The following is a 17906-nucleotide window of genomic DNA, read 5'->3' as shown; positions in this document are numbered from 1 at the left end:
AAGCAGGTTGAATTATTTTTCGCAATCTGCATAATTGCGCACCTCTTTCTGCAGTGGAAGTGATGCGCCGCCGCCGAAGAATCTTGCCGTTGAACGGACGCGCCGACCCGAGCCCCCGAAAGCGTCTGTATCCGGCTGCCTTTGACTTGTCAAAGTACGCACTATTCAGTAAGATCCGCCGTCTAATTTACAGGGCGGCCCCTGAGGCTATAAAGAATGAAAACTTTTACTGCTAAACCGGAAACAGTAAAGCGCGACTGGTTTGTCGTCGACGCTGCTGGTCAGACCCTGGGTCGTCTGGCCACCGAAATCGCGAGCCGTCTGCGTGGCAAGCACAAGCCTGAGTACACTCCTCACGTTGACACCGGCGACTACATCGTCGTAATCAACGCCGAGCAGATCCGTGTTACCGGCGCTAAAACCACTGACAAAATGTACTACTCCCACTCCGGTTTCCCGGGCGGCATCAAGTCGATCAACTTTGAAAAGCTGATCGCCAAGGCCCCTGAGCGCGTGATCGAGACCGCGGTCAAAGGCATGCTGCCTAAGAACCCGCTGGGTCGCGACATGTACCGTAAGCTGAAAGTCTATGCGGGCGCTGCACACCCTCATACTGCTCAGCAGCCCCAAGAACTGAAGATTTAACGGAATAGTTCATTATGTCGGCGACTCAAAATTACGGCACTGGCCGTCGCAAGACCGCAACCGCACGCGTTTTCCTGCGTCCGGGTACTGGTAACATCTCCATCAACAATCGTTCGCTGGATAATTTCTTCGGCCGCGAAACTGCCCGCATGGTAGTTCGTCAGCCGCTGGAATTGACTGAGACTGTCGAGAAGTTCGACATCTACGTCACCGTGATCGGCGGTGGTGTGAGTGGTCAAGCTGGCGCAATCCGCCACGGCATCACCCGCGCTCTGATGGACTACGACGAGACTCTGCGCAGCGCCCTGCGTAAAGCCGGCTTCGTAACCCGCGATGCACGTGAAGTTGAACGTAAGAAAGTTGGTCTGCGTAAAGCGCGTAAGCGTCCGCAGTACTCGAAGCGTTAATTCGCTTCCACGTTCAAAAAAGAACGCCCAGTTTCCTCACGGAGCTGGGCGTTTTTTTGTGCGTGTAATTTTCTTGAAGAATTGCGCTGTGACAACTTGCCACATCAGCAGAGGCCCTATACTACAAGGCTTGGCAGTGGTGCCCCAGGGTAATTACCTTGTCAGAATTGGGGCTTTTCATTACCATTCGGCAAAATTTTTATAAGTACAGAGTTTTACTTAGTAGATGCCTGATTTAACAGGCCACAAAGCTGATGGGAGAGGACTGAATGAGCAATGACGGCGTGAATGCAGGCCGGCGTCGCTTCTTGGTAGCAGCCACATCCGTGGTGGGTGCTGCAGGAGCGGTGGGGGCTGCGGTCCCGTTCGTGGGGTCATGGTTTCCCAGTGCCAAGGCGAAAGCCGCAGGTGCACCGGTGAAGGTGAATGTCAGCAAGATCGAGCCAGGCCAGCAGATGATTGCTGAGTGGCGCGGCCAGCCGGTGTTCATCGTCCGCCGTACCGAGGAAATCCTGGGGAATCTGAAAAAGATCGAGGGCCAGCTTTCTGACCCGACCTCCAAGAACTCGACACAACCGACCTATGTCGACCCCGAAACGCGGTCGATCAAGCCTGAAGTTTTGCTGCTGATCGGCATCTGCACGCACCTGGGCTGCTCGCCGACCTTCCGTCCCGAAGTCGCTCCCGCGGACTTGGGCAAGGACTGGGTAGGTGGCTATTTCTGTCCTTGCCACGGCTCCCACTACGACCTGGCTGGCCGCGTCTACAAGTCGCAACCTGCGCCTTTGAACCTGCCAGTTCCCCCGCATTCCTATGAGACCGATGACATCATTGTCGTTGGCGTCGATACGGAGAAAGCGTGATGAGCAAGTTCATGGATTGGGTTGATGCGCGCTTTCCCGCGACCAAAATGTGGGAAGACCATCTCAGCAAGTACTACGCCCCGAAGAACTTCAACTTCTTCTATTTCTTTGGCTCCCTGGCACTGCTCGTTCTGGTCAACCAGATCGTCACCGGTGTCTGGCTGACCATGAGCTACACCCCGTCGGCGGAAGAGGCCTTTGCTTCCGTCGAGTACATCATGCGCGACGTCGAGTACGGCTCGATCCTGCGTCTGCTGCACTCCACCGGCGCCTCGGCGTTCTTCATCGTGGTCTATCTGCACATGTTCCGTGGTTTGCTCTACGGCTCGTACCAGAAGCCGCGTGAGCTCGTGTGGGTCTTCGGCATGCTGATCTACCTGGCGCTGATGGCTGAAGCCTTCATGGGTTACCTGCTGCCGTGGGGTCAGATGTCCTACTGGGGTGCCCAGGTGATCATCTCGCTGTTCGGTGCGATCCCGGTCATCGGCAACGACCTGACCCAGTGGATTCGTGGTGACTACCTGATTTCCGGCATCACCCTGAACCGCTTCTTCGCCTTGCATGTGGTGGCGCTGCCCATCGTTATTCTCGGCCTGGTAGTGCTGCACGTCCTGGCGTTGCACGAAGTCGGTTCGAACAACCCGGATGGCGTGGACATCAAGAAATACAAAGACGAAAACGGCGTACCGCTGGACGGCATTGCCTTCCACCCGTACTACACCGTGAAAGATATCGTCGGCGTGGTGGTGTTCCTGTTCATTTTCTGTTCGATCGTGTTCTTCTTCCCGGAAATGGGCGGCTATTTCCTCGAGAAGCCGAACTTTGAAGTGGCGAACGCCTTCAAGACCCCAGAGCACATCGCTCCGGTCTGGTACTTCACGCCGTTCTACGCGATCTTGCGTGCGGTTCCGGACAAGCTCCTGGGTGTGATCGCCATGGGTGCGGCCATCGCCGTGCTGTTCGTCCTGCCGTGGCTGGACCGTAGCCCGGTCAAGTCGATGCGCTACAAGGGCTGGCTGAGCAAGATCTGGCTCTGGGTGTTCTGCATTTCGTTCGTGATCCTGGGTGTGCTGGGTGTCCTGGCGCCGACTCCGGGCCGTACGTTGCTGTCGCAGGTATGTACCTTCCTGTACTTCGCCTACTTCATCCTGATGCCGTTCTATACCAGGCTCGAGAAGACCAAACCGGTTCCGGAAAGGGTGACTGGCTGATGAAAAAACTATTTGCTGTACTGATTCTTGCGGCGATGCCTGTACTGTCTTTCGCATCGACATCGAGTGGCCCGGAGCTGGAAAAGGTCGATATCGACGTTTCCGACAAGGCTGCCATGCAGGATGGCGCACGTACGTTCGCCAACTATTGCATGGGCTGCCACAGCGCCAAGTTCCAGCGTTATGAGCGTGTTGCCGATGACCTCGGCATCCCCCATGAGCTGATGCTCGACAAGCTGGTGTTCACCGGCGCCAAGATCGGCGATCACATGAACATCGGCATGCAGCCAGCTGACGCCAAGGCCTGGTTCGGTGCGGCACCGCCTGACCTGACCCTGGTCGCTCGTGTGCGTGGTACCGACTGGCTCTACAACTACCTGAAGTCGTTCTATGAAGATCCGTCGCGCCCGTGGGGTGTGAACAACAAGGTCTTCCCGAACGTGGGCATGCCTAACGTGCTGGTCGGCCTGCAGGGTCGCCAGGTTGTCGGTTGCAAACAGGTTCAGATCGTCGAGGACGGCAAGAAGCAATATGATCCGCTGACCGGTACGGCGCTGACTCATGAAGCGTGCGATCAGCTGACCATTGTGCCGAAGAGTGGTGCCCTGACCGAAGAGCAGTTCGATGAGAAGGTCAAGAATCTGGTAACCTTCCTGGCTTACTCGGCTAACCCGGTTAAGCTGCAACATCAGCGCATCGGTACGTACGTATTGCTGTACCTGGCGTTCTTCTTCGTATTCGCTTACTTGCTCAAGCGCGAATACTGGAAAGATGTGCACTGATAAAGCTTCAAGCAATTGCTGTTAATCGCGCGCGCCCAAGGGCGCCTCTGAAAGGGTAACGAGCCTGGTGAGCCAGGTACTGCGTTACGGGAGGCGCCCTCTGGGCGCGCTCGTTTTTCCGCTTCCGATCATTTCAACAAGCGAGGAGGATCGCCATGGGCGTGACCAATCGGTTGGCCTGTTACTCCGACCCCGCCGACCACTATTCCCACCGAGTGCGAATCGTACTGGCAGAGAAAGGTGTAAGCGCCGAGATCATTTATGTGGAGGCTGGTCGCCAGCCGCCTAAACTGATCGAAGTGAACCCTTACGGCAGCTTGCCGACGCTGGTCGATCGTGACCTGGCGCTGTGGGAATCTACGGTGGTGATGGAATATCTGGATGAGCGTTACCCACATCCGCCGCTGTTGCCGGTCTATCCGGTGGCGCGCGCCAACAGTCGTTTGCTGATTCATCGTATTCAGCGTGACTGGTGTGGTCTGGTGGATCTGATCCTGGATTCGCGGACCAAGGAAGCGGCGCGTGCAGTGGCGCGTAAAGAGTTGCGCGAGAGCCTGACAGGCGTTTCGCCGCTGTTTGCCGACAAGCCATTTTTCCTCAGCGAGGAACAAAGCCTGGTGGATTGCTGCCTATTGCCAATACTCTGGCGATTGCCGATTCTGGGTATAGAACTGCCGCGGCCAGCCAAGCCGCTGCTTGATTATATGGAGCGCCAGTTTGCGCGTGAGGCTTTCCAGGCGAGTCTGTCTGGTGTCGAACGCGACATGCGCTAAGGCTTAAGGAGCCGATATGAACTCCAGTCGACCTTATCTGGTCCGCGCGCTCTACGAGTGGATTGTTGATAACGATTGTACCCCGCACATGCTGGTTAATTCCGAGTATCCCTCGGTGCAGGTGCCGCAAGGCTTTGCCAGTGATGGCCAGATCGTCCTGAACGTATCGCCACAGGCCGTGCGTCATTTGCACATGGACAACGAGGCGGTGAGCTTCGAAGGCCGCTTTGGTGGGGTGCCGCATACCCTGTACGTGCCTATCGCATCGATCCTGGGCATCTACGCCCGGGAGAATGGCCAGGGCATGGTGTTCGATCTGGAGTCGCCCATGGAGGACGAGGAAGAGATCGAGCCGGATGATGATATTCCGCCTCCGGACAGCGAGCCACCGCGACCCAGCGGGCGGCCGAGTTTGAAGGTGGTGAAGTAATAAAAAAGGCGATCCGAAAGGATCGCCTTTTTTATTACTTCACCACCTTCAAGCGTAGGAGCTGTCGAGTGAAACGAGGCTGCGATCTTTTGATTTTGTCTTTTAAGATCAAAAGATCGCAGCCTGCGGCAGCTCCTACAGGAGCGGGGTCAGTCGATGTACTCAAACAGCTTCACAATTTTCTGCACACCGGAAACCCCTTGCACCAGGTTCGTCGCCTGGGCGGCTTCCTGCTTGGTCAGCAAGCCCAGCAGGTAAACGATGCCGTTCTCGGTGACCACCTTGATGCGCGAGCCGGGGATGTTCGGATCGGTGAGCATCTGGGTCTTGATCTTGGAGGTCAGCCAGGTGTCGTTCTGGCGGGCAAGGAAGCCAGAGGGTGGCAGGACCTGCAGTTCGTTGTGGACCGTCTTCACCCGCTGGACGGCGGCAGCGGCCTGTTCGGCCTTGGCCTTGAGGTCGGCACGCGGGGTTTGCCCGGCGAGCAGTACGACGCCGTTGAAGCTGGTGACGACAATGTGCGAATCGTTATCCAAGGCCGGATCGGCCTTGGCGATGTTGACGCCGACCTTGGTGTCGATCAATGAGTCGTCGATCTTGCTGCCGAAAGTGCGGGTGCCGCGATCATCTTCAATCGGCGCTTCACGGCTGGCATTAACCACCGAGGTGCAGCCGCTGATGCCGAGGCACAGGGTCAGGGCCAGTAGGCCGAGGCGATTATGGGTCATTCTTCACTCCCGAACAGTTGGCTGTCGATCAAGTCGCAAAGGCAGTGGATCGCCAGCAGGTGGACTTCCTGGATACGTGCGGTGACGTTGGCCGGTACGCGAATCTCTACGTCCTCAGGCAAAAGCAGCGACGCCATGCCGCCGCCATCGCGACCGGTCAATGCTACGACAATCATTTCGCGATCATGTGCGGCCTGGATCGCTTGAATTATGTTTGCCGAGTTGCCGCTGGTGGAAATTGCCAGCAGCACATCGCCCGGCTGGCCAAGAGCACGGATCTGTTTGGAGAAAATTTCGTTGTAGCTGTAGTCGTTGGCGATCGAGGTGATCGTCGAACTGTCCGTCGTCAGCGCAATGGCTGGCAGGCTCGGGCGTTCGCGCTCGAAGCGGTTGAGCAGCTCGGACGAAAAGTGCTGGGCGTCGCCAGCAGAACCACCATTGCCGCAGGAAAGCATCTTCCCCTCGTTGAGCAAGGCGTTGACCATCACTTGGCTGGCTTGCTCGATGTGCGGTGCAAGTACTTCCATCGCCTGTTGCTTGGTGTCGATACTGGCCTGAAAAAGCTGGCGAATTCGGGATTGCATGTCCATCTGTGTGACCTTAATGAGCGCGGCTGTCCGGCACGTGAATGTGCAGCCCGCAAAGCAAAGAGCAAAAGTGTTGAGTGGTAGTGTCCGGTTCGGGGCGTAGGCAATCAGCTGTCGAAGGCATTTTGCAACCAGTTCAACTGATCGAGGTTGCTGTCGATCGCAACCACGTCGAAGCGGCAAGGGGAGTTAGCCCAGCGCGACTCTCGCTGGAGAAAATACTGCGCGGCAAAAATCAGTTTTTGCCGTTTGCGCTCATCGATGCTATCGAGCGCGCCACCCCATTGAGTGTTCTTTCTGTAGCGAACTTCAACGAATACTACTGTATCGCCCTCCAGCATGACCAGATCAAGCTCGCCGCGTTTGCACAACCAGTTCTGCGCCAGTAGCTGCAGGCCGTGTTGCTGAAGATGCTCGAGCGCATGGCGCTCGGCATCTTTACCGCATTGCTGGCGAGACCTTTCAGGCATCAGCGCGGGGTGTTCGGCAAGCGTTGCACCTGACCATTGACGAACTCCGCCCATGGCAACTCACGCACCACTCGCTGGTTCTGGGTCATGCTCAGGCTACCCGACTGACCTTCGATGCGGCTGTCCGGCAGGGCCTTGAGCTGGCCCAGGCGTGGCGCCAGGCGATAGGCATCCACGCCCATGGCGTACAGGCGACCCAGGCTGCCGGCCGCTTGCGGCCATTGCGCGGTGACCTGGCGACGCAGAGGGTCATTGGCGTCCAGCAGCCATGGGGTTTCGCAAAAGCGCACGCCATTCATGTCGTTGTACTGGTTGACGTCACCGCTGGCGCTGAAGACGTGGGACGTGGCGTAGACCGGAACGTCACCTGCGTACTGGAAGTTCAAGGTCGGCTTGATCTGCTGCGCCTGTTGGGGCGTTGCGGCGAGGAAAATGAACTCGATGTCCTGGCGACGCGACGGCTGGGCGGCTACCTGCGAGCCAACAGTGGATTGCAGGCTCTTGGCGCGACCTTCACTCTGGCGCAGCTGGAACATGTCGGCAATCTGCTGGGCCAGTTGTACCGGCTGGTCGACACGCTCGGTGGCGACGATGCTGCCACCATTGGCTTGCCAGTCCTGGCTGAACGCCTTGAGTACGCGGTCGCCCCACTCGCCCTTGGGGACCATGATGGCGGCGCGATGCAAGCCATCGGCGCGAGCGCGGCGCGAGACTTCGCGGGCTTCGTCTTCAGCGGCCAGGCCGAACTGGAACAGCTGGGCGGGTCCTTGTGCGCCTTCGCTGTAGTTCAGCGCCAACGTGGTGATAGGCAGTTGTGGTCGGGCGCTGAGCTGTTTGACCAGTGGTTTTTCCAGCGGGCCTACCACCAGTTGCACGCCATCGGCCTGGGCCTTGCGATAGAACTCGTCGAGCGAGGTCAGGCGCGAGCTGTCATAGAACTCGATGGCTGGCGGTTTCTGCCCGGCTTGTTGTGCCTGGTAGTGGGCGGCCATGAAGCCTTCGCGCAATGCTTTGCCAACCGATGCCAGCGGGCCGTCCTGCGGCAGGAGCAGGGCGATCTTGCTCAGGGGCTGGCTGGCCAGGTCCTTGAGGTTGGTCAGCGGCAGTGGAAGCTGTTTGGCGGCCGGGTGTTTCGGGTTCTGGGCGCGCCAGTTGTCGATCGCCGCCTGCTGCTGTTCCAGGGTGCCGGCAGATTTCACTGCCAGCGCCAGGGCCATCCAGCCGCCAAGATCGTCGGTGGTGGTTGGCTGCAATTGGTCGGTCGGCAGCGAAGCGATCAAGACCCAGATCGCCTCGTGGTTCTTGCTGGCGGCTTCACCGCTGAGCAGTGGGGCGATGAAGATGCGTTCCCGTGCGGCGGCGAGGGTTTGGCCATCGGCTTCAAGGGCGCGGGCGCGAACGGTGCCGGTGCGCACCTGTTGCTCTTCCGGCATTTCACCGAGGCGCTGCAGGCTTGGATGGCTCAAGGCGGTCAGCGCGGCTTTCGGTTGGTTGCGCGTCATGGCCAGTTCGGCCGCCAGGGTGTTGGCGAAGATCTGCTGGCCCGGCTTGAGTGTTTCCACTGGGACCTGTTGCAGGATCTGCGCGGATTGCCCGGCATTGCCCTGGCGATAGGCCAGGTCGGCTGCGCTCAGGCGCAGCAGCGCCGCGTCTTCCGGCGATTTGCTTTGGGTGGCCTTTTCGAGCAGTTGCTCGATGCTGGCATCCGGGGTCCGTGGAAGTTCGCCAAGGCTGGAGGAGGGCGAGCTGGCGCAAGCCGCCAGCAAGGCAGCGAGGCATAGGGCAGAGAACAGCCGCAGGCAAGCGATCATGTAGTGTTCCTGATACTCGATCAAATTAGCGTGGAATTGTACCCAAGCACTGGCCGGGGCGCGATGTCGGTCGTGCGAATCGACCAATTTAGCGGGTGTAAATGTTGCTGTGCGCCACAAAAGGCCACAAAAGCGGGTGTTGCTTGCCCGTATCGCGAGCGTCGCTACGCGTTACAATGGCCGTTTTACCGATCATGAGGTGTGCGCTTTGACTGCTCCAGGTGCTTTGAATTCCGCTGCTGGCTCGCTCTATGTGGTGGCGACGCCCATCGGCAACCTGGACGATATCAGTGCCCGGGCGCTGAAGATTCTGCGTGAGGTCGCCTTGATTGCCGCCGAGGACACCCGTCACTCCCAGCGCCTGATGCAGCATTTCGGCATTCCCACGCCCCTGGCTGCCTGTCATGAGCATAACGAGCGTGATGAAGGTAGCCGCTTTATTACCCGCTTGCTCGCGGGTGACGATGTCGCATTGATTTCCGATGCCGGCACGCCGCTGATTTCCGACCCGGGCTATCACCTGGTCCGCCAGGCGCGTGCGGCGGGTATCAACGTGGTGCCGGTGCCGGGGGCGTGTGCGTTGATCGCGGCGCTGTCGGCGGCGGGTTTGCCGTCGGACCGCTTCATCTTCGAAGGCTTCCTGCCGGCCAAGGCAGTGGGGCGTCGTGCGCGCCTGGAGCTCATCAAGGAGGAATCGCGCACGCTGATTTTCTATGAGGCGCCGCACCGTATCCTCGAATGCCTGCAGGACATGGAACAGGTGTTCGGTGCCGAACGCCCGGCTTTGCTGGCGCGGGAGTTGACCAAGACGTTCGAAACGCTCAAGGGCTTGCCGCTCGCCCAATTACGCGAGTTCGTCGAGTCGGACAGTAATCAGCAGCGGGGTGAGTGCGTGGTGCTGGTGGCGGGGTGGACGGCTCCCGAGGAAGAAGGCGCTGTCAGCAGTGAGGCGATGCGGATCCTCGATCTGTTGCTTGAAGAGATGCCGCTCAAGCGTGCAGCGGCGTTGGCCGCGCAAATTACCGGCGAGCGCAAGAATGTTCTCTATCAGGTCGCGCTGGATAAACAGAAAGGCGAGTAAAACCGACGCGCTGGCGTGGCCGGAGGCGTTTATCACTTGTTCTTCGGTCGCTCTGCCGTTAACCTTCGCGGCGGAGAGTCGATCGGACAGTCGCTGCCCTCTATGAAAATTAGGGGGGGGAGGAAAGTCCGGGCTCCATAGGGCGAAGTGCCAGGTAATGCCTGGGAGGCGTGAGCCTACGGAAAGTGCCACAGAAAATAACCGCCTAAGCGCTTCGGCGCCGGTAAGGGTGAAAAGGTGCGGTAAGAGCGCACCGCACGTCTGGCAACAGTTCGTGGCTAGGTAAACCCCACTTGGAGCAAGACCAAATAGGGTCCCAAGGCGTGGCCCGCGCTGGGACCGGGTAGGTTGCTAAAGGTGTCCAGTGATGGCCATCGTAGACGAATGACTGTTCAAGACAGAACCCGGCTTACAGATCGACTCTCCACCTTTTTTCTCCCCTCTGCTTAACTCATTGAGCAGGGGCCTGATGATGGCAATTACCCTCCTTTCCCAAACGTCCGCATTATCACTTTCGTAATACCAAAAAAATCTTACTCTTAATAAATCACTTTAACTTCCGAGCGCAGCCCCTTGTGCTGATTCAAGTTATTGGGCGTTTTCATCTGCCTGATCCTGCTTGCTCCCCTCTATATGCTCCTAAATCTCAGTTCTGTAAGGGTTTTCCTTTAAAGCGCGCCTTGACGGTGCGGTGGGCGCATTCCTATAGTGTGCGCAAGTGGCGGAAAGTGGCATGAAGTGGGTTTTTTGAGCTGGAAACGCTAGAATTTGGAGAAACGCTGACGTGTTTCGCGGAGCCAACGCTATCAGTCTCGATGCAAAGGGCCGTCTCGCCATGCCGAGCCGGTACCGTGACGAGCTGGTTTCGCGAAGTTCCGGGCAGTTAATTGTCACAATTGATGCCGTTGATCCGTGTTTGTGTGTTTACCCCCTCGATGAGTGGGAAATTATTGAAACCAAACTGCGCGCACTGCCTTCGCTTCATGAAGCGAACCGTCGTCTGCAACGTTTACTGATTGGTAATGCCGTCGACCTCGAGCTCGATGGCAGTGGTCGTTTTCTGGTTCCGCCGCGTCTTCGTGAATATGCCAAGTTGGATAAGCGCGCGATGCTGGTAGGCCAACTGAACAAGTTCCAATTGTGGGACGAGGATGCCTGGGATGCGGTTGCTGCCGCTGACCTGGCTGCTATTCAAGAACCGGGCGCGATGCCTGACGAACTGCGTGAATTGATCCTGTGACTATAGATAGCGGCTTTAACCACATCACCGTACTGCTTGACGAAGCCGTCGAGGCTCTCGCCGTACGTCCTGATGGCTGCTATCTGGACGGCACGTTCGGACGCGGCGGACACAGCCGGTTGATCCTCAGCCGGCTCGGTCCCGATGGTCGGTTGCTAGGGTTCGACAAAGACCCTCAAGCGATTGCCACCGGGCAGACGCTAGCGGCCGAAGACGGCCGCTTTGTCGTTGTGCAGCGCAGCTTTGCCGAGCTGGGTGCGGAAGTCGCCGCGCGCGGCATGAACGGCAAGGTCAGCGGTGTATTGCTCGACCTGGGCGTCTCTTCGCCACAGCTGGATGACCCGGAGCGCGGTTTCAGTTTTCTCAACGATGGTCCGCTGGACATGCGCATGGACCCGTCCCGCGGGATCAGCGCGGCCGAATTCGTCAACACCGCGCCCGTGGAAGAAATCGCCCGAGTGTTCAAGGAATACGGCGAAGAGCGGTTTTCCGGGCGCATGGCCCGTGCCGTCGCCGAACGTCGCGATATCAAGCCGTTCGAGCGCACTGCCGATCTGGCTGAAGTCCTGAAAGTGGCGAATCCTGCCTGGGAAAAGGGCAAGAACCCGGCAACCCGTGCATTCCAGGGCCTGCGCATTCACGTCAACAACGAACTGGGCGATCTGGAAGCCGGCCTTGAAGCGGCGCTGGAGAGCCTGGAAGTGGGCGGTCGCCTGGTGGTCATCAGCTTCCATTCGCTGGAAGATCGCATCGTCAAGCTGTTCATGCGCAAGCTGGTTAAAGGCGAAGCCGACAACCTGCCACGCAACCTGCCGGTTCGGCACGTCGCCTTCGAACCGAAAATCAAGATCCATGGCAAAGCGCAGACGGCCTCCGATGCCGAGCTGAAGGCCAACCCACGTTCGCGCAGTGCTGTCATGCGTGTGGCGGAGAAGCTGCGGTGAGCAAGCTTTTCGCCAAGCCACTGCCCGGCGGAAGCTTTTTCATGCTGCTGTTGTTCGTTGGCGTGCTCGTGTCGGCCATAGGCGTGTCCTACAGCGCACACTGGAACCGTCAGTTGCTGAACGCGTTGTACAGCGAGTTGAGCGTGCGCGATAAGGCGCAGGCCGAATGGGGGCGCTTGATTCTCGAACAAAGCACCTGGACCGCCCATAGCCGTATCGAAGTGTTGGCCACTGAACAACTGAAAATGCGCATTCCCGGTGCCGCCGAAGTGCAGATGGTGGCGCCATGATGAAACTCGAAGGTGCTCTTTTTCCATGGCGCTTCCGCCTGGTGCTGGGTCTGCTCGGCGTCATGGTGGCGGCGATCGCCTGGCGCATCATTGACCTGCAAGTGGTCGACCGTGCCTTTCTCAAAGGCCAGGGCGATGCGCGCAGCGTTCGGCATATTCCGATCCCGGCTCACCGTGGCCTGATCACCGACCGAAATGGCGAACCTTTGGCCGTGAGTACGCCGGTCACCACCCTGTGGGCCAATGCCAAGGAAATGCAGCTGGCCAAGGAAAAATGGCCGGCACTGGCTGCCGCGCTGGGGCAAGACCCCAAGGCCCTGGCCGAGCGCCTAGAGGCACAGGCCAACAAGGAGTTCATTTATCTGGTGCGCGGGCTGACGCCTGAGCAAGGCCAGGCCGTACTCGACCTGAAAGTGCCGGGTGTCTATGGGATCGAAGAGTTCCGCCGTTTCTACCCGGCTGGTGAGGTCACGGCCCATATGGTCGGCTTTACCGACATTGATGACCACGGACGCGAAGGTGTCGAGCTGGCCTACGATGAATGGCTGGCCGGGGTCCCCGGCAAACGGCAGGTGATCAAGGACCGGCGCGGCCGGTTGATCAAGGATGTCCAGGTTACCAAAAACGCCAAGGCCGGAAAGCCCTTGGCGTTGTCCATTGACCTGCGCCTGCAGTACCTGGCCAACCGCGAGTTGCGCAACGCGATCATCGAGAACGGCGCCAAGGCCGGCAGCCTGGTGATCATGGACGTGAAGACCGGCGAAATCCTCGCCATGGTCAACCAGCCGACCTACAACCCGAACAACCGCCGCAACCTGCAACCGGCGATGATGCGTAACCGCGCGATGATCGACGTGTTCGAACCGGGTTCGACCATGAAGGCGATCTCCATGAGCGCCGCGATCGAAACCGGGCGCTGGAAACCGAGCGATACCGTCGAGGTGTATCCGGGCTCCTTGCAGATCGGCAAGTACACCATCAAGGACGTATCCAAGTCCGAAGGGCCGGTGCTCGACCTGGCTGGCATCCTGATCAATTCCAGTAACGTTGGCATGAGCAAGATCGCGTTCGATATCGGTGGCGAGACGATTTTCCGTCTCGCTCAGAAAGTCGGTCTGGGCCAGGATACCGGCCTCGGCTTCCCGGGCGAGCGTGTCGGCAACCTGCCGAACTACCGCGAGTGGCGCAAGGCTGAAACCGCCACGCTGTCCTACGGCTACGGTGTTTCCGTGACGGCGATCCAGTTGGTTCACGCGTTCTCGGCGTTGGCCAACAACGGTCGCCTGGCGCCACTGACACTGATCAAGACCGACAAGGCGCCGCAGACTACCCAGGTGCTCCCGGAAGCCGTCGCGAAGACCATGCAAGGCATGCTGCAGCAAGTGATTGAAGCGCCGCGCGGTGTATTCCGTGCACAGGTGCCGGCCTATCACGTGGGCGGCAAGTCGGGTACCGCGCGTAAAACGTCGGTCGGTACCAAAGGCTACGCCGAGAACTCCTACCGCTCGCTGTTCGCCGGTTTCGGCCCGATGAGCGATCCACGCTACGCCATCGTGGTGGTGATCGACGAGCCGACCAAGGCTGGTTACTTCGGTGGCCTGGTCTCTGCGCCGGTGTTCAGCCGCGTGATGTCCGGCACCCTGCGTTTGATGAACATCACCCCGGACAACCTGCCACCTACCCAACAAGCGAACGCAGCGCCGGTCGTTCCACTGAAAGCCAATGGAGGGCGCGGCTGATGTCTCTGAGCCTGAACAAGATTTTCCCCCACGCCGGCCACGATCTGTTGATCCGTGAATTGGCGCTCGACAGCCGCAACGTACGCGCCGGTGACTTGTTCCTCGCGGTGCCGGGCGGCAGGTTCGATGGCCGTGCGCACATTGCCGATGCGCTTGCGCGCGGCGCGTCGGCCGTAGCTTATGAAGTGGAAGGCGCCACGGTGTTGCCAATCACTGACGTGCCGCTGATTCCGGTCAAGGGGCTGGCGGCGCAGTTGTCGGACATCGCCGGACGCTTTTATGGCGAGCCGAGCCATCACCTGAAACTGGTGGGCGTGACCGGCACCAACGGAAAGACCAGCGTGACCCAACTGGTGGCCCAGGCGCTGGACCTTCTGGGCCAGCACTGCGGCATTGTCGGCACCCTTGGCTGTGGTTTTCATGGCGCGCTGGAAAGCGGCCTGCACACCACGCCCAACCCGATTGCAGTGCAAGCGACCCTGGGCGACCTGAAAAAAGCCGGGGCCAAGGCGGTTGCCATGGAGGTCTCGTCCCACGGTCTGGACCAGGGCCGTGTCACCGCGCTGGCATTCGATGTGGCCGTGATGACGAACCTGTCCCGCGACCACCTGGATTACCACGGCACCATGCAGGCCTATGGCGAAGCCAAGGCCAGGCTGTTTGCCTGGAACGATCTGAAATGCCGGGTAATCAACCTCGACGATGACTTCGGCCGGCAACTGGCCGCCGACAAGCGCGAATCGCGGCTGATCACCTACAGCCTGCTCGACAGCAGCGCTTATCTTTATTGCCGCCAGGCGCAGTTCGACGACGAAGGCGTGCGTGCCACGCTGGTCACGCCCCAGGGCGAACACCACCTGCGCAGTACATTGCTGGGTCGTTTCAACTTGAGCAACGTGCTGGCGGCGATTGGCGCCTTGCTCGGTCTGGATTACGCCCTGGACGAAATCCTCAAGGTGCTGCCGAAACTTGAAGGCCCGGCCGGACGCATGCAACGCCTGGGCGGTGGTACCCAGCCGTTGGTGGTGGTCGATTACGCCCACACCCCGGATGCGCTGGAAAAAGTCCTGACGGCCCTGCGTCCTCACGTCAAAGGTCGGCTGCTGTGCCTGTTCGGCTGTGGCGGCGATCGCGATCGCGGCAAGCGTCCGCTGATGGCCGAAGTGGTCGAGCGTCTGGCCGATGGTGTGCTGGTCACCGACGACAACCCGCGTACCGAAGATCCATCGGTGATTTTCGATGACATCCGTGCAGGCTTCACCGCTGTGGATAAAGTGACCTTCGTTGCCGGCCGTGGCCAGGCGATTGCGCAGTTGATCGCGGGTGCGTCGGCCGATGACGTGATTGTCCTGGCCGGTAAAGGTCATGAGGACTATCAGGAAATCAATGGCGAGCGCCATGCCTTTTCCGATCTGGTCGAGGCCGATCACGCCTTGACCGCGTGGGAGGTGGCCCATGCTTAAAGCCTTGAAACTGAGCGAACTCACCGGCGCGCTGAATGGGCGGTTGATCGCCGCTGATGCGAGCTTCGACGGGGTCAGCATTGACAGTCGTGCAATCAAGCCGGGCCAGCTGTTCATCGCCTTGGCCGGTCCGCGCTTCGATGGCCATGACTATCTCAATGAAGTCGCAGCCAAAGGTGCCGTGGCAGCCTTGGTCGAGCGTGAAGTCGCCGACAGCACGCTGCCGCAATTGCTGGTGAGCGATACCCGCCAGGCATTGGGTCAACTGGGCGCGCTCAATCGCGCGGCATTCACCCAGCCAGTCGCCGCCATCACCGGTTCCAGTGGCAAGACCACGGTCAAGGAAATGCTCGCGAGCATCCTGCGCACTCGCGGTCCGGTGCTGGCAACCCGCGGCAACCTGAACAACGACCTCGGCGCTCCGTTGACCCTGCTCGAACTGGCACCGGAACACAGCGCCGCCGTGATCGAGCTCGGTGCTTCGCGTCTGGGTGAAATTGCTTATACCGTGGGCCTGACCAAACCTCATGTGGCCATCCTCAACAATGCCGGAACCGCCCATGTCGGCGAATTCGGCGGGCCGGAAAAAATCGTCGAAGCCAAGGGCGAGATCATTGATGGGCTCGATGCCAATGGCGTCGCCGTACTCAATCTCGACGACAAGGCGTTCGGCATCTGGAAGACCCGCGCTGGCGAGCGCAAGGTGCTGACCTTCGCCCTGAGCAATGTCAGTGCCGATTTCTACGCCAGTGACCTGGCTACCGATGCGCGTGGTTGCCCGGCGTTCAACCTGCACAGTCCTGAAGGTGAGGAGCGCGTTCAACTGAACCTGCTCGGCACCCATAACGTTGCCAATGCCATGGCCGCTGCGGCTGCCGCCCACGCCCTGGGTGTGTCGCTGTTCGGCATCGCCACCGGCCTCGGTGCGGTGCAACCGGTCAAGGGTCGTACCGTCGCGCAACTGGCCAGCAATGGCATGCGCGTGATTGATGACACTTATAACGCGAACCCCACCTCCATGTGCGCTGCCGTTGATATACTGGCGGGCTTTTCCGGTCGCACCGTTCTGGTGCTCGGGGATATCGGCGAGTTGGGCGATTGGGCAGAGCAGGGGCACCGCGATGTGGGCGAGTACGCCCGTGGCAAGGTTTCTGCGCTGTACGCCGTCGGACCGATGATGGTTCACGCCGTCAACGCCTTCGGACCCCAAGCCTTTCACTTCAGCACTCAGGCTGAACTGATCAAGGCGCTGGGCGCCGAGCAAGACACAAACACCACCATTTTGATCAAGGGCTCGCGCAGCGCTGCGATGGAAAACATCGTTGCCGCTTTGTGCGGGTCCAGTCCGGAGAAACATTAATGCTGCTGCTGCTAGCGGAGTATCTGCAACAGTTCTACAAAGGCTTCGCGGTCTTCCAGTACCTGACCCTGCGCGGGATACTCGGTGTGCTGACCGCGCTGGTCTTGTCGCTGTGCTATGGCCCGTGGATGATCCGCACCCTGCAGAACCGTCAGATCGGCCAGTCCGTTCGCAACGACGGCCCGCAATCGCACTTGTCCAAGTCCGGCACCCCAACCATGGGTGGCGCGCTGATTCTATCGTCGATTGGTGTCAGCACCCTGTTGTGGGCCGACCTGACCAACCGTTATGTCTGGGTTGTCCTGTTGGTGACCCTGTTGTTCGGTGCCATCGGTTGGGTCGACGACTACCGCAAAGTGATCGAAAAGAATTCCCGTGGCTTGCCGAGCCGCTGGAAGTATTTCTGGCAGTCGGTGTTCGGCCTGGGCGCGGCGATCTTCCTTTATATGACTGCCGCCACCCCGGTGGAAACCACGCTGATCCTGCCGATGCTCAAGGACTACAGCATCCCGCTGGGCGCAGGCTTCATCGTCCTGACCTATTTCGTGATCGTGGGTTCGAGCAACGCGGTCAACCTGACCGACGGCCTCGACGGCCTGGCGATCATGCCGACCGTGATGGTCGGCGGCGGCCTGGGGATCTTCTGCTACCTGTCGGGTAACGTGAAATTCGCCGAATACCTGCTGATCCCTTATGTACCGGGCGCGGGTGAGCTGATCGTATTCTGCGGCGCGCTGATCGGCGCTGGCCTGGGCTTCCTGTGGTTCAACACCTACCCGGCACAAGTCTTCATGGGTGACGTCGGCGCATTGGCGTTGGGCGCGGCCCTGGGCACCATCGCGGTAATCGTTCGCCAGGAAATCGTCTTGTTCATCATGGGCGGCGTGTTCGTGATGGAAACCCTGTCAGTCGTCATTCAGGTTGCTTCCTTTAAGCTGACCGGTCGCCGTGTGTTCCGCATGGCACCGATTCACCACCACTTTGAACTCAAGGGTTGGCCCGAGCCACGCGTGATTGTCCGTTTCTGGATCATCACCGTGATTCTCGTGCTGATTGGCCTTGCCACCCTAAAATTGAGGTAG

The 17906-nt window shown here is 59.5% G+C and carries 19 protein-coding genes and 1 other RNA gene; 16 read left to right on the top strand and 4 right to left on the bottom strand.

What is annotated here, in order from left to right; genetic code table 11:
• Nucleotides 1–216: 216 nt before the first annotated feature.
• The 7 genes from rplM (at nt 217) to AC3WWR_RS10950 (ending at nt 5111) form a co-directional block, all read left to right on the top strand.
• Nucleotides 217–645, top strand: coding sequence for a 50S ribosomal protein L13 (rplM, locus tag AC3WWR_RS10980; protein ID WP_003228062.1), 429 nt, complete (start codon nt 217–219; stop codon nt 643–645).
• A 14-nt stretch (nt 646–659) separates the two neighbouring features.
• Nucleotides 660–1052 (top strand): 30S ribosomal protein S9, encoded by a 393-nt coding sequence (gene rpsI / locus AC3WWR_RS10975; RefSeq protein ID WP_003228056.1) that lies wholly within the window; start codon nt 660–662, stop codon nt 1050–1052.
• A 269-nt stretch (nt 1053–1321) separates the two neighbouring features.
• Nucleotides 1322–1915, top strand: coding sequence for a ubiquinol-cytochrome c reductase iron-sulfur subunit (gene petA / locus AC3WWR_RS10970; protein ID WP_008060255.1), 594 nt, complete (start codon nt 1322–1324; stop codon nt 1913–1915).
• Complete coding sequence (locus tag AC3WWR_RS10965) at nt 1915–3126, top strand: cytochrome b (protein ID WP_007943720.1); 1212 nt, start codon at nt 1915–1917, stop codon at nt 3124–3126. Before petA ends, AC3WWR_RS10965 begins: the two co-directional genes overlap by 1 nt.
• The gene (locus tag AC3WWR_RS10960; RefSeq protein ID WP_020800905.1) at nt 3126–3908 is read left to right on the top strand and encodes a cytochrome c1; all 783 of its coding nucleotides are present in this window, start codon (nt 3126–3128) and stop codon (nt 3906–3908) included. The genes AC3WWR_RS10965 and AC3WWR_RS10960 overlap by 1 nt, the downstream gene beginning before the upstream one ends.
• 155 nt (nt 3909–4063) lie before the next feature.
• Entirely contained in the window at nt 4064–4681 is a 618-nt protein-coding gene (locus AC3WWR_RS10955; RefSeq protein ID WP_007972581.1) for a glutathione S-transferase N-terminal domain-containing protein, read from the top strand.
• Nucleotides 4682–4697: 16 nt separating this feature from the next.
• Nucleotides 4698–5111 (top strand): ClpXP protease specificity-enhancing factor, encoded by a 414-nt coding sequence (locus AC3WWR_RS10950; RefSeq protein WP_007943725.1) that lies wholly within the window; start codon nt 4698–4700, stop codon nt 5109–5111.
• 149 nt (nt 5112–5260) lie between these two features.
• On the opposite strand, the gene AC3WWR_RS10945 is transcribed toward AC3WWR_RS10950, so the two are convergent.
• The 4 genes from AC3WWR_RS10945 to AC3WWR_RS10930 form a co-directional block, all read right to left on the bottom strand.
• Entirely contained in the window at nt 5261–5839 is a 579-nt protein-coding gene (locus AC3WWR_RS10945; protein ID WP_492598692.1) for a BON domain-containing protein, read from the bottom strand.
• A complete protein-coding gene (locus AC3WWR_RS10940; protein ID WP_007972584.1) occupies nt 5836–6429 on the bottom strand; it encodes a phosphoheptose isomerase in 594 nt (197 codons plus the stop codon). Before AC3WWR_RS10940 ends, AC3WWR_RS10945 begins: the two co-directional genes overlap by 4 nt.
• Before the next feature lie 104 nt (nt 6430–6533).
• Nucleotides 6534–6896, bottom strand: a complete 363-nt coding sequence (locus tag AC3WWR_RS10935) for a YraN family protein (protein ID WP_020800838.1) — start codon at nt 6894–6896, stop codon at nt 6534–6536.
• Nucleotides 6896–8707: a penicillin-binding protein activator gene (locus AC3WWR_RS10930; protein ID WP_020800839.1), complete on the bottom strand. Its 1812-nt coding sequence runs from the start codon at nt 8705–8707 to the stop codon at nt 6896–6898. The genes AC3WWR_RS10935 and AC3WWR_RS10930 overlap by 1 nt, the downstream gene beginning before the upstream one ends.
• 208 nt (nt 8708–8915) lie before the next feature.
• On the opposite strand from AC3WWR_RS10930, the gene rsmI reads away from it, so the two are divergent.
• The 9 genes from rsmI to mraY all read left to right on the top strand — a co-directional run bounded on the left by rsmI (nt 8916) and on the right by mraY (nt 17906).
• On the top strand, nt 8916–9788 hold the full coding sequence (gene rsmI / locus AC3WWR_RS10925; RefSeq protein ID WP_042955884.1) for a 16S rRNA (cytidine(1402)-2'-O)-methyltransferase: 873 nt from the start codon (nt 8916–8918) through the stop codon (nt 9786–9788).
• A 74-nt stretch (nt 9789–9862) separates the two neighbouring features.
• Nucleotides 9863–10216, top strand: an RNA gene (gene rnpB, locus AC3WWR_RS10920) — RNase P RNA component class A.
• 356 nt (nt 10217–10572) lie between these two features.
• Complete coding sequence (gene mraZ / locus AC3WWR_RS10915) at nt 10573–11028, top strand: division/cell wall cluster transcriptional repressor MraZ (RefSeq protein WP_033040298.1); 456 nt, start codon at nt 10573–10575, stop codon at nt 11026–11028.
• The gene (gene rsmH / locus AC3WWR_RS10910; protein ID WP_008060265.1) at nt 11025–11972 is read left to right on the top strand and encodes a 16S rRNA (cytosine(1402)-N(4))-methyltransferase RsmH; all 948 of its coding nucleotides are present in this window, start codon (nt 11025–11027) and stop codon (nt 11970–11972) included. Before mraZ ends, rsmH begins: the two co-directional genes overlap by 4 nt.
• The gene (gene ftsL / locus AC3WWR_RS10905) at nt 11969–12262 is read left to right on the top strand and encodes a cell division protein FtsL (RefSeq protein WP_020800843.1); all 294 of its coding nucleotides are present in this window, start codon (nt 11969–11971) and stop codon (nt 12260–12262) included. Before rsmH ends, ftsL begins: the two co-directional genes overlap by 4 nt.
• A complete protein-coding gene (locus AC3WWR_RS10900) occupies nt 12262–14001 on the top strand; it encodes a peptidoglycan D,D-transpeptidase FtsI family protein (protein WP_173667183.1) in 1740 nt (579 codons plus the stop codon). Before ftsL ends, AC3WWR_RS10900 begins: the two co-directional genes overlap by 1 nt.
• Nucleotides 14001–15464, top strand: coding sequence for a UDP-N-acetylmuramoyl-L-alanyl-D-glutamate--2,6-diaminopimelate ligase (locus tag AC3WWR_RS10895; protein WP_020800845.1), 1464 nt, complete (start codon nt 14001–14003; stop codon nt 15462–15464). Before AC3WWR_RS10900 ends, AC3WWR_RS10895 begins: the two co-directional genes overlap by 1 nt.
• Nucleotides 15457–16824 (top strand): UDP-N-acetylmuramoyl-tripeptide--D-alanyl-D-alanine ligase, encoded by a 1368-nt coding sequence (locus tag AC3WWR_RS10890; protein WP_083349737.1) that lies wholly within the window; start codon nt 15457–15459, stop codon nt 16822–16824. Before AC3WWR_RS10895 ends, AC3WWR_RS10890 begins: the two co-directional genes overlap by 8 nt.
• On the top strand, nt 16824–17906 hold the full coding sequence (gene mraY, locus AC3WWR_RS10885; RefSeq protein WP_008016698.1) for a phospho-N-acetylmuramoyl-pentapeptide-transferase: 1083 nt from the start codon (nt 16824–16826) through the stop codon (nt 17904–17906). Before AC3WWR_RS10890 ends, mraY begins: the two co-directional genes overlap by 1 nt.

It is taken from the genome of Pseudomonas sp. EB271-G4-1 (assembly GCF_058791355.1).
The sequence above is the reverse complement of the archived record's forward strand: the minus strand, read 5'-3'. Positions and strand labels throughout refer to the sequence as shown.

Excerpts from the sequence above, each read along its gene's own strand:
- rplM (WP_003228062.1), top strand. The coding sequence starts at position 217 with ATGAAAACTTTTACTGCTAAACCGGAAACAGTAAAGCGCGACTGGTTT.
- rpsI (WP_003228056.1), top strand. The coding sequence starts at position 660 with ATGTCGGCGACTCAAAATTACGGCACTGGCCGTCGCAAGACCGCAACC.
- petA (WP_008060255.1), top strand. The coding sequence starts at position 1,322 with ATGAGCAATGACGGCGTGAATGCAGGCCGGCGTCGCTTCTTGGTAGCA.
- AC3WWR_RS10965 (WP_007943720.1), top strand. The coding sequence starts at position 1,915 with ATGAGCAAGTTCATGGATTGGGTTGATGCGCGCTTTCCCGCGACCAAA.
- AC3WWR_RS10960 (WP_020800905.1), top strand. The coding sequence starts at position 3,126 with ATGAAAAAACTATTTGCTGTACTGATTCTTGCGGCGATGCCTGTACTG.
- AC3WWR_RS10955 (WP_007972581.1), top strand. The coding sequence starts at position 4,064 with ATGGGCGTGACCAATCGGTTGGCCTGTTACTCCGACCCCGCCGACCAC.
- AC3WWR_RS10950 (WP_007943725.1), top strand. The coding sequence starts at position 4,698 with ATGAACTCCAGTCGACCTTATCTGGTCCGCGCGCTCTACGAGTGGATT.
- AC3WWR_RS10945 (WP_492598692.1), bottom strand. The coding sequence starts at position 5,839 with ATGACCCATAATCGCCTCGGCCTACTGGCCCTGACCCTGTGCCTCGGC.
- AC3WWR_RS10940 (WP_007972584.1), bottom strand. The coding sequence starts at position 6,429 with ATGGACATGCAATCCCGAATTCGCCAGCTTTTTCAGGCCAGTATCGAC.
- AC3WWR_RS10935 (WP_020800838.1), bottom strand. The coding sequence starts at position 6,896 with ATGCCTGAAAGGTCTCGCCAGCAATGCGGTAAAGATGCCGAGCGCCAT.
- AC3WWR_RS10930 (WP_020800839.1), bottom strand. The coding sequence starts at position 8,707 with ATGATCGCTTGCCTGCGGCTGTTCTCTGCCCTATGCCTCGCTGCCTTG.
- AC3WWR_RS10900 (WP_173667183.1), top strand. The coding sequence starts at position 12,262 with ATGAAACTCGAAGGTGCTCTTTTTCCATGGCGCTTCCGCCTGGTGCTG.
- AC3WWR_RS10895 (WP_020800845.1), top strand. The coding sequence starts at position 14,001 with ATGTCTCTGAGCCTGAACAAGATTTTCCCCCACGCCGGCCACGATCTG.
- AC3WWR_RS10890 (WP_083349737.1), top strand. The coding sequence starts at position 15,457 with ATGCTTAAAGCCTTGAAACTGAGCGAACTCACCGGCGCGCTGAATGGG.
- mraY (WP_008016698.1), top strand. The coding sequence starts at position 16,824 with ATGCTGCTGCTGCTAGCGGAGTATCTGCAACAGTTCTACAAAGGCTTC.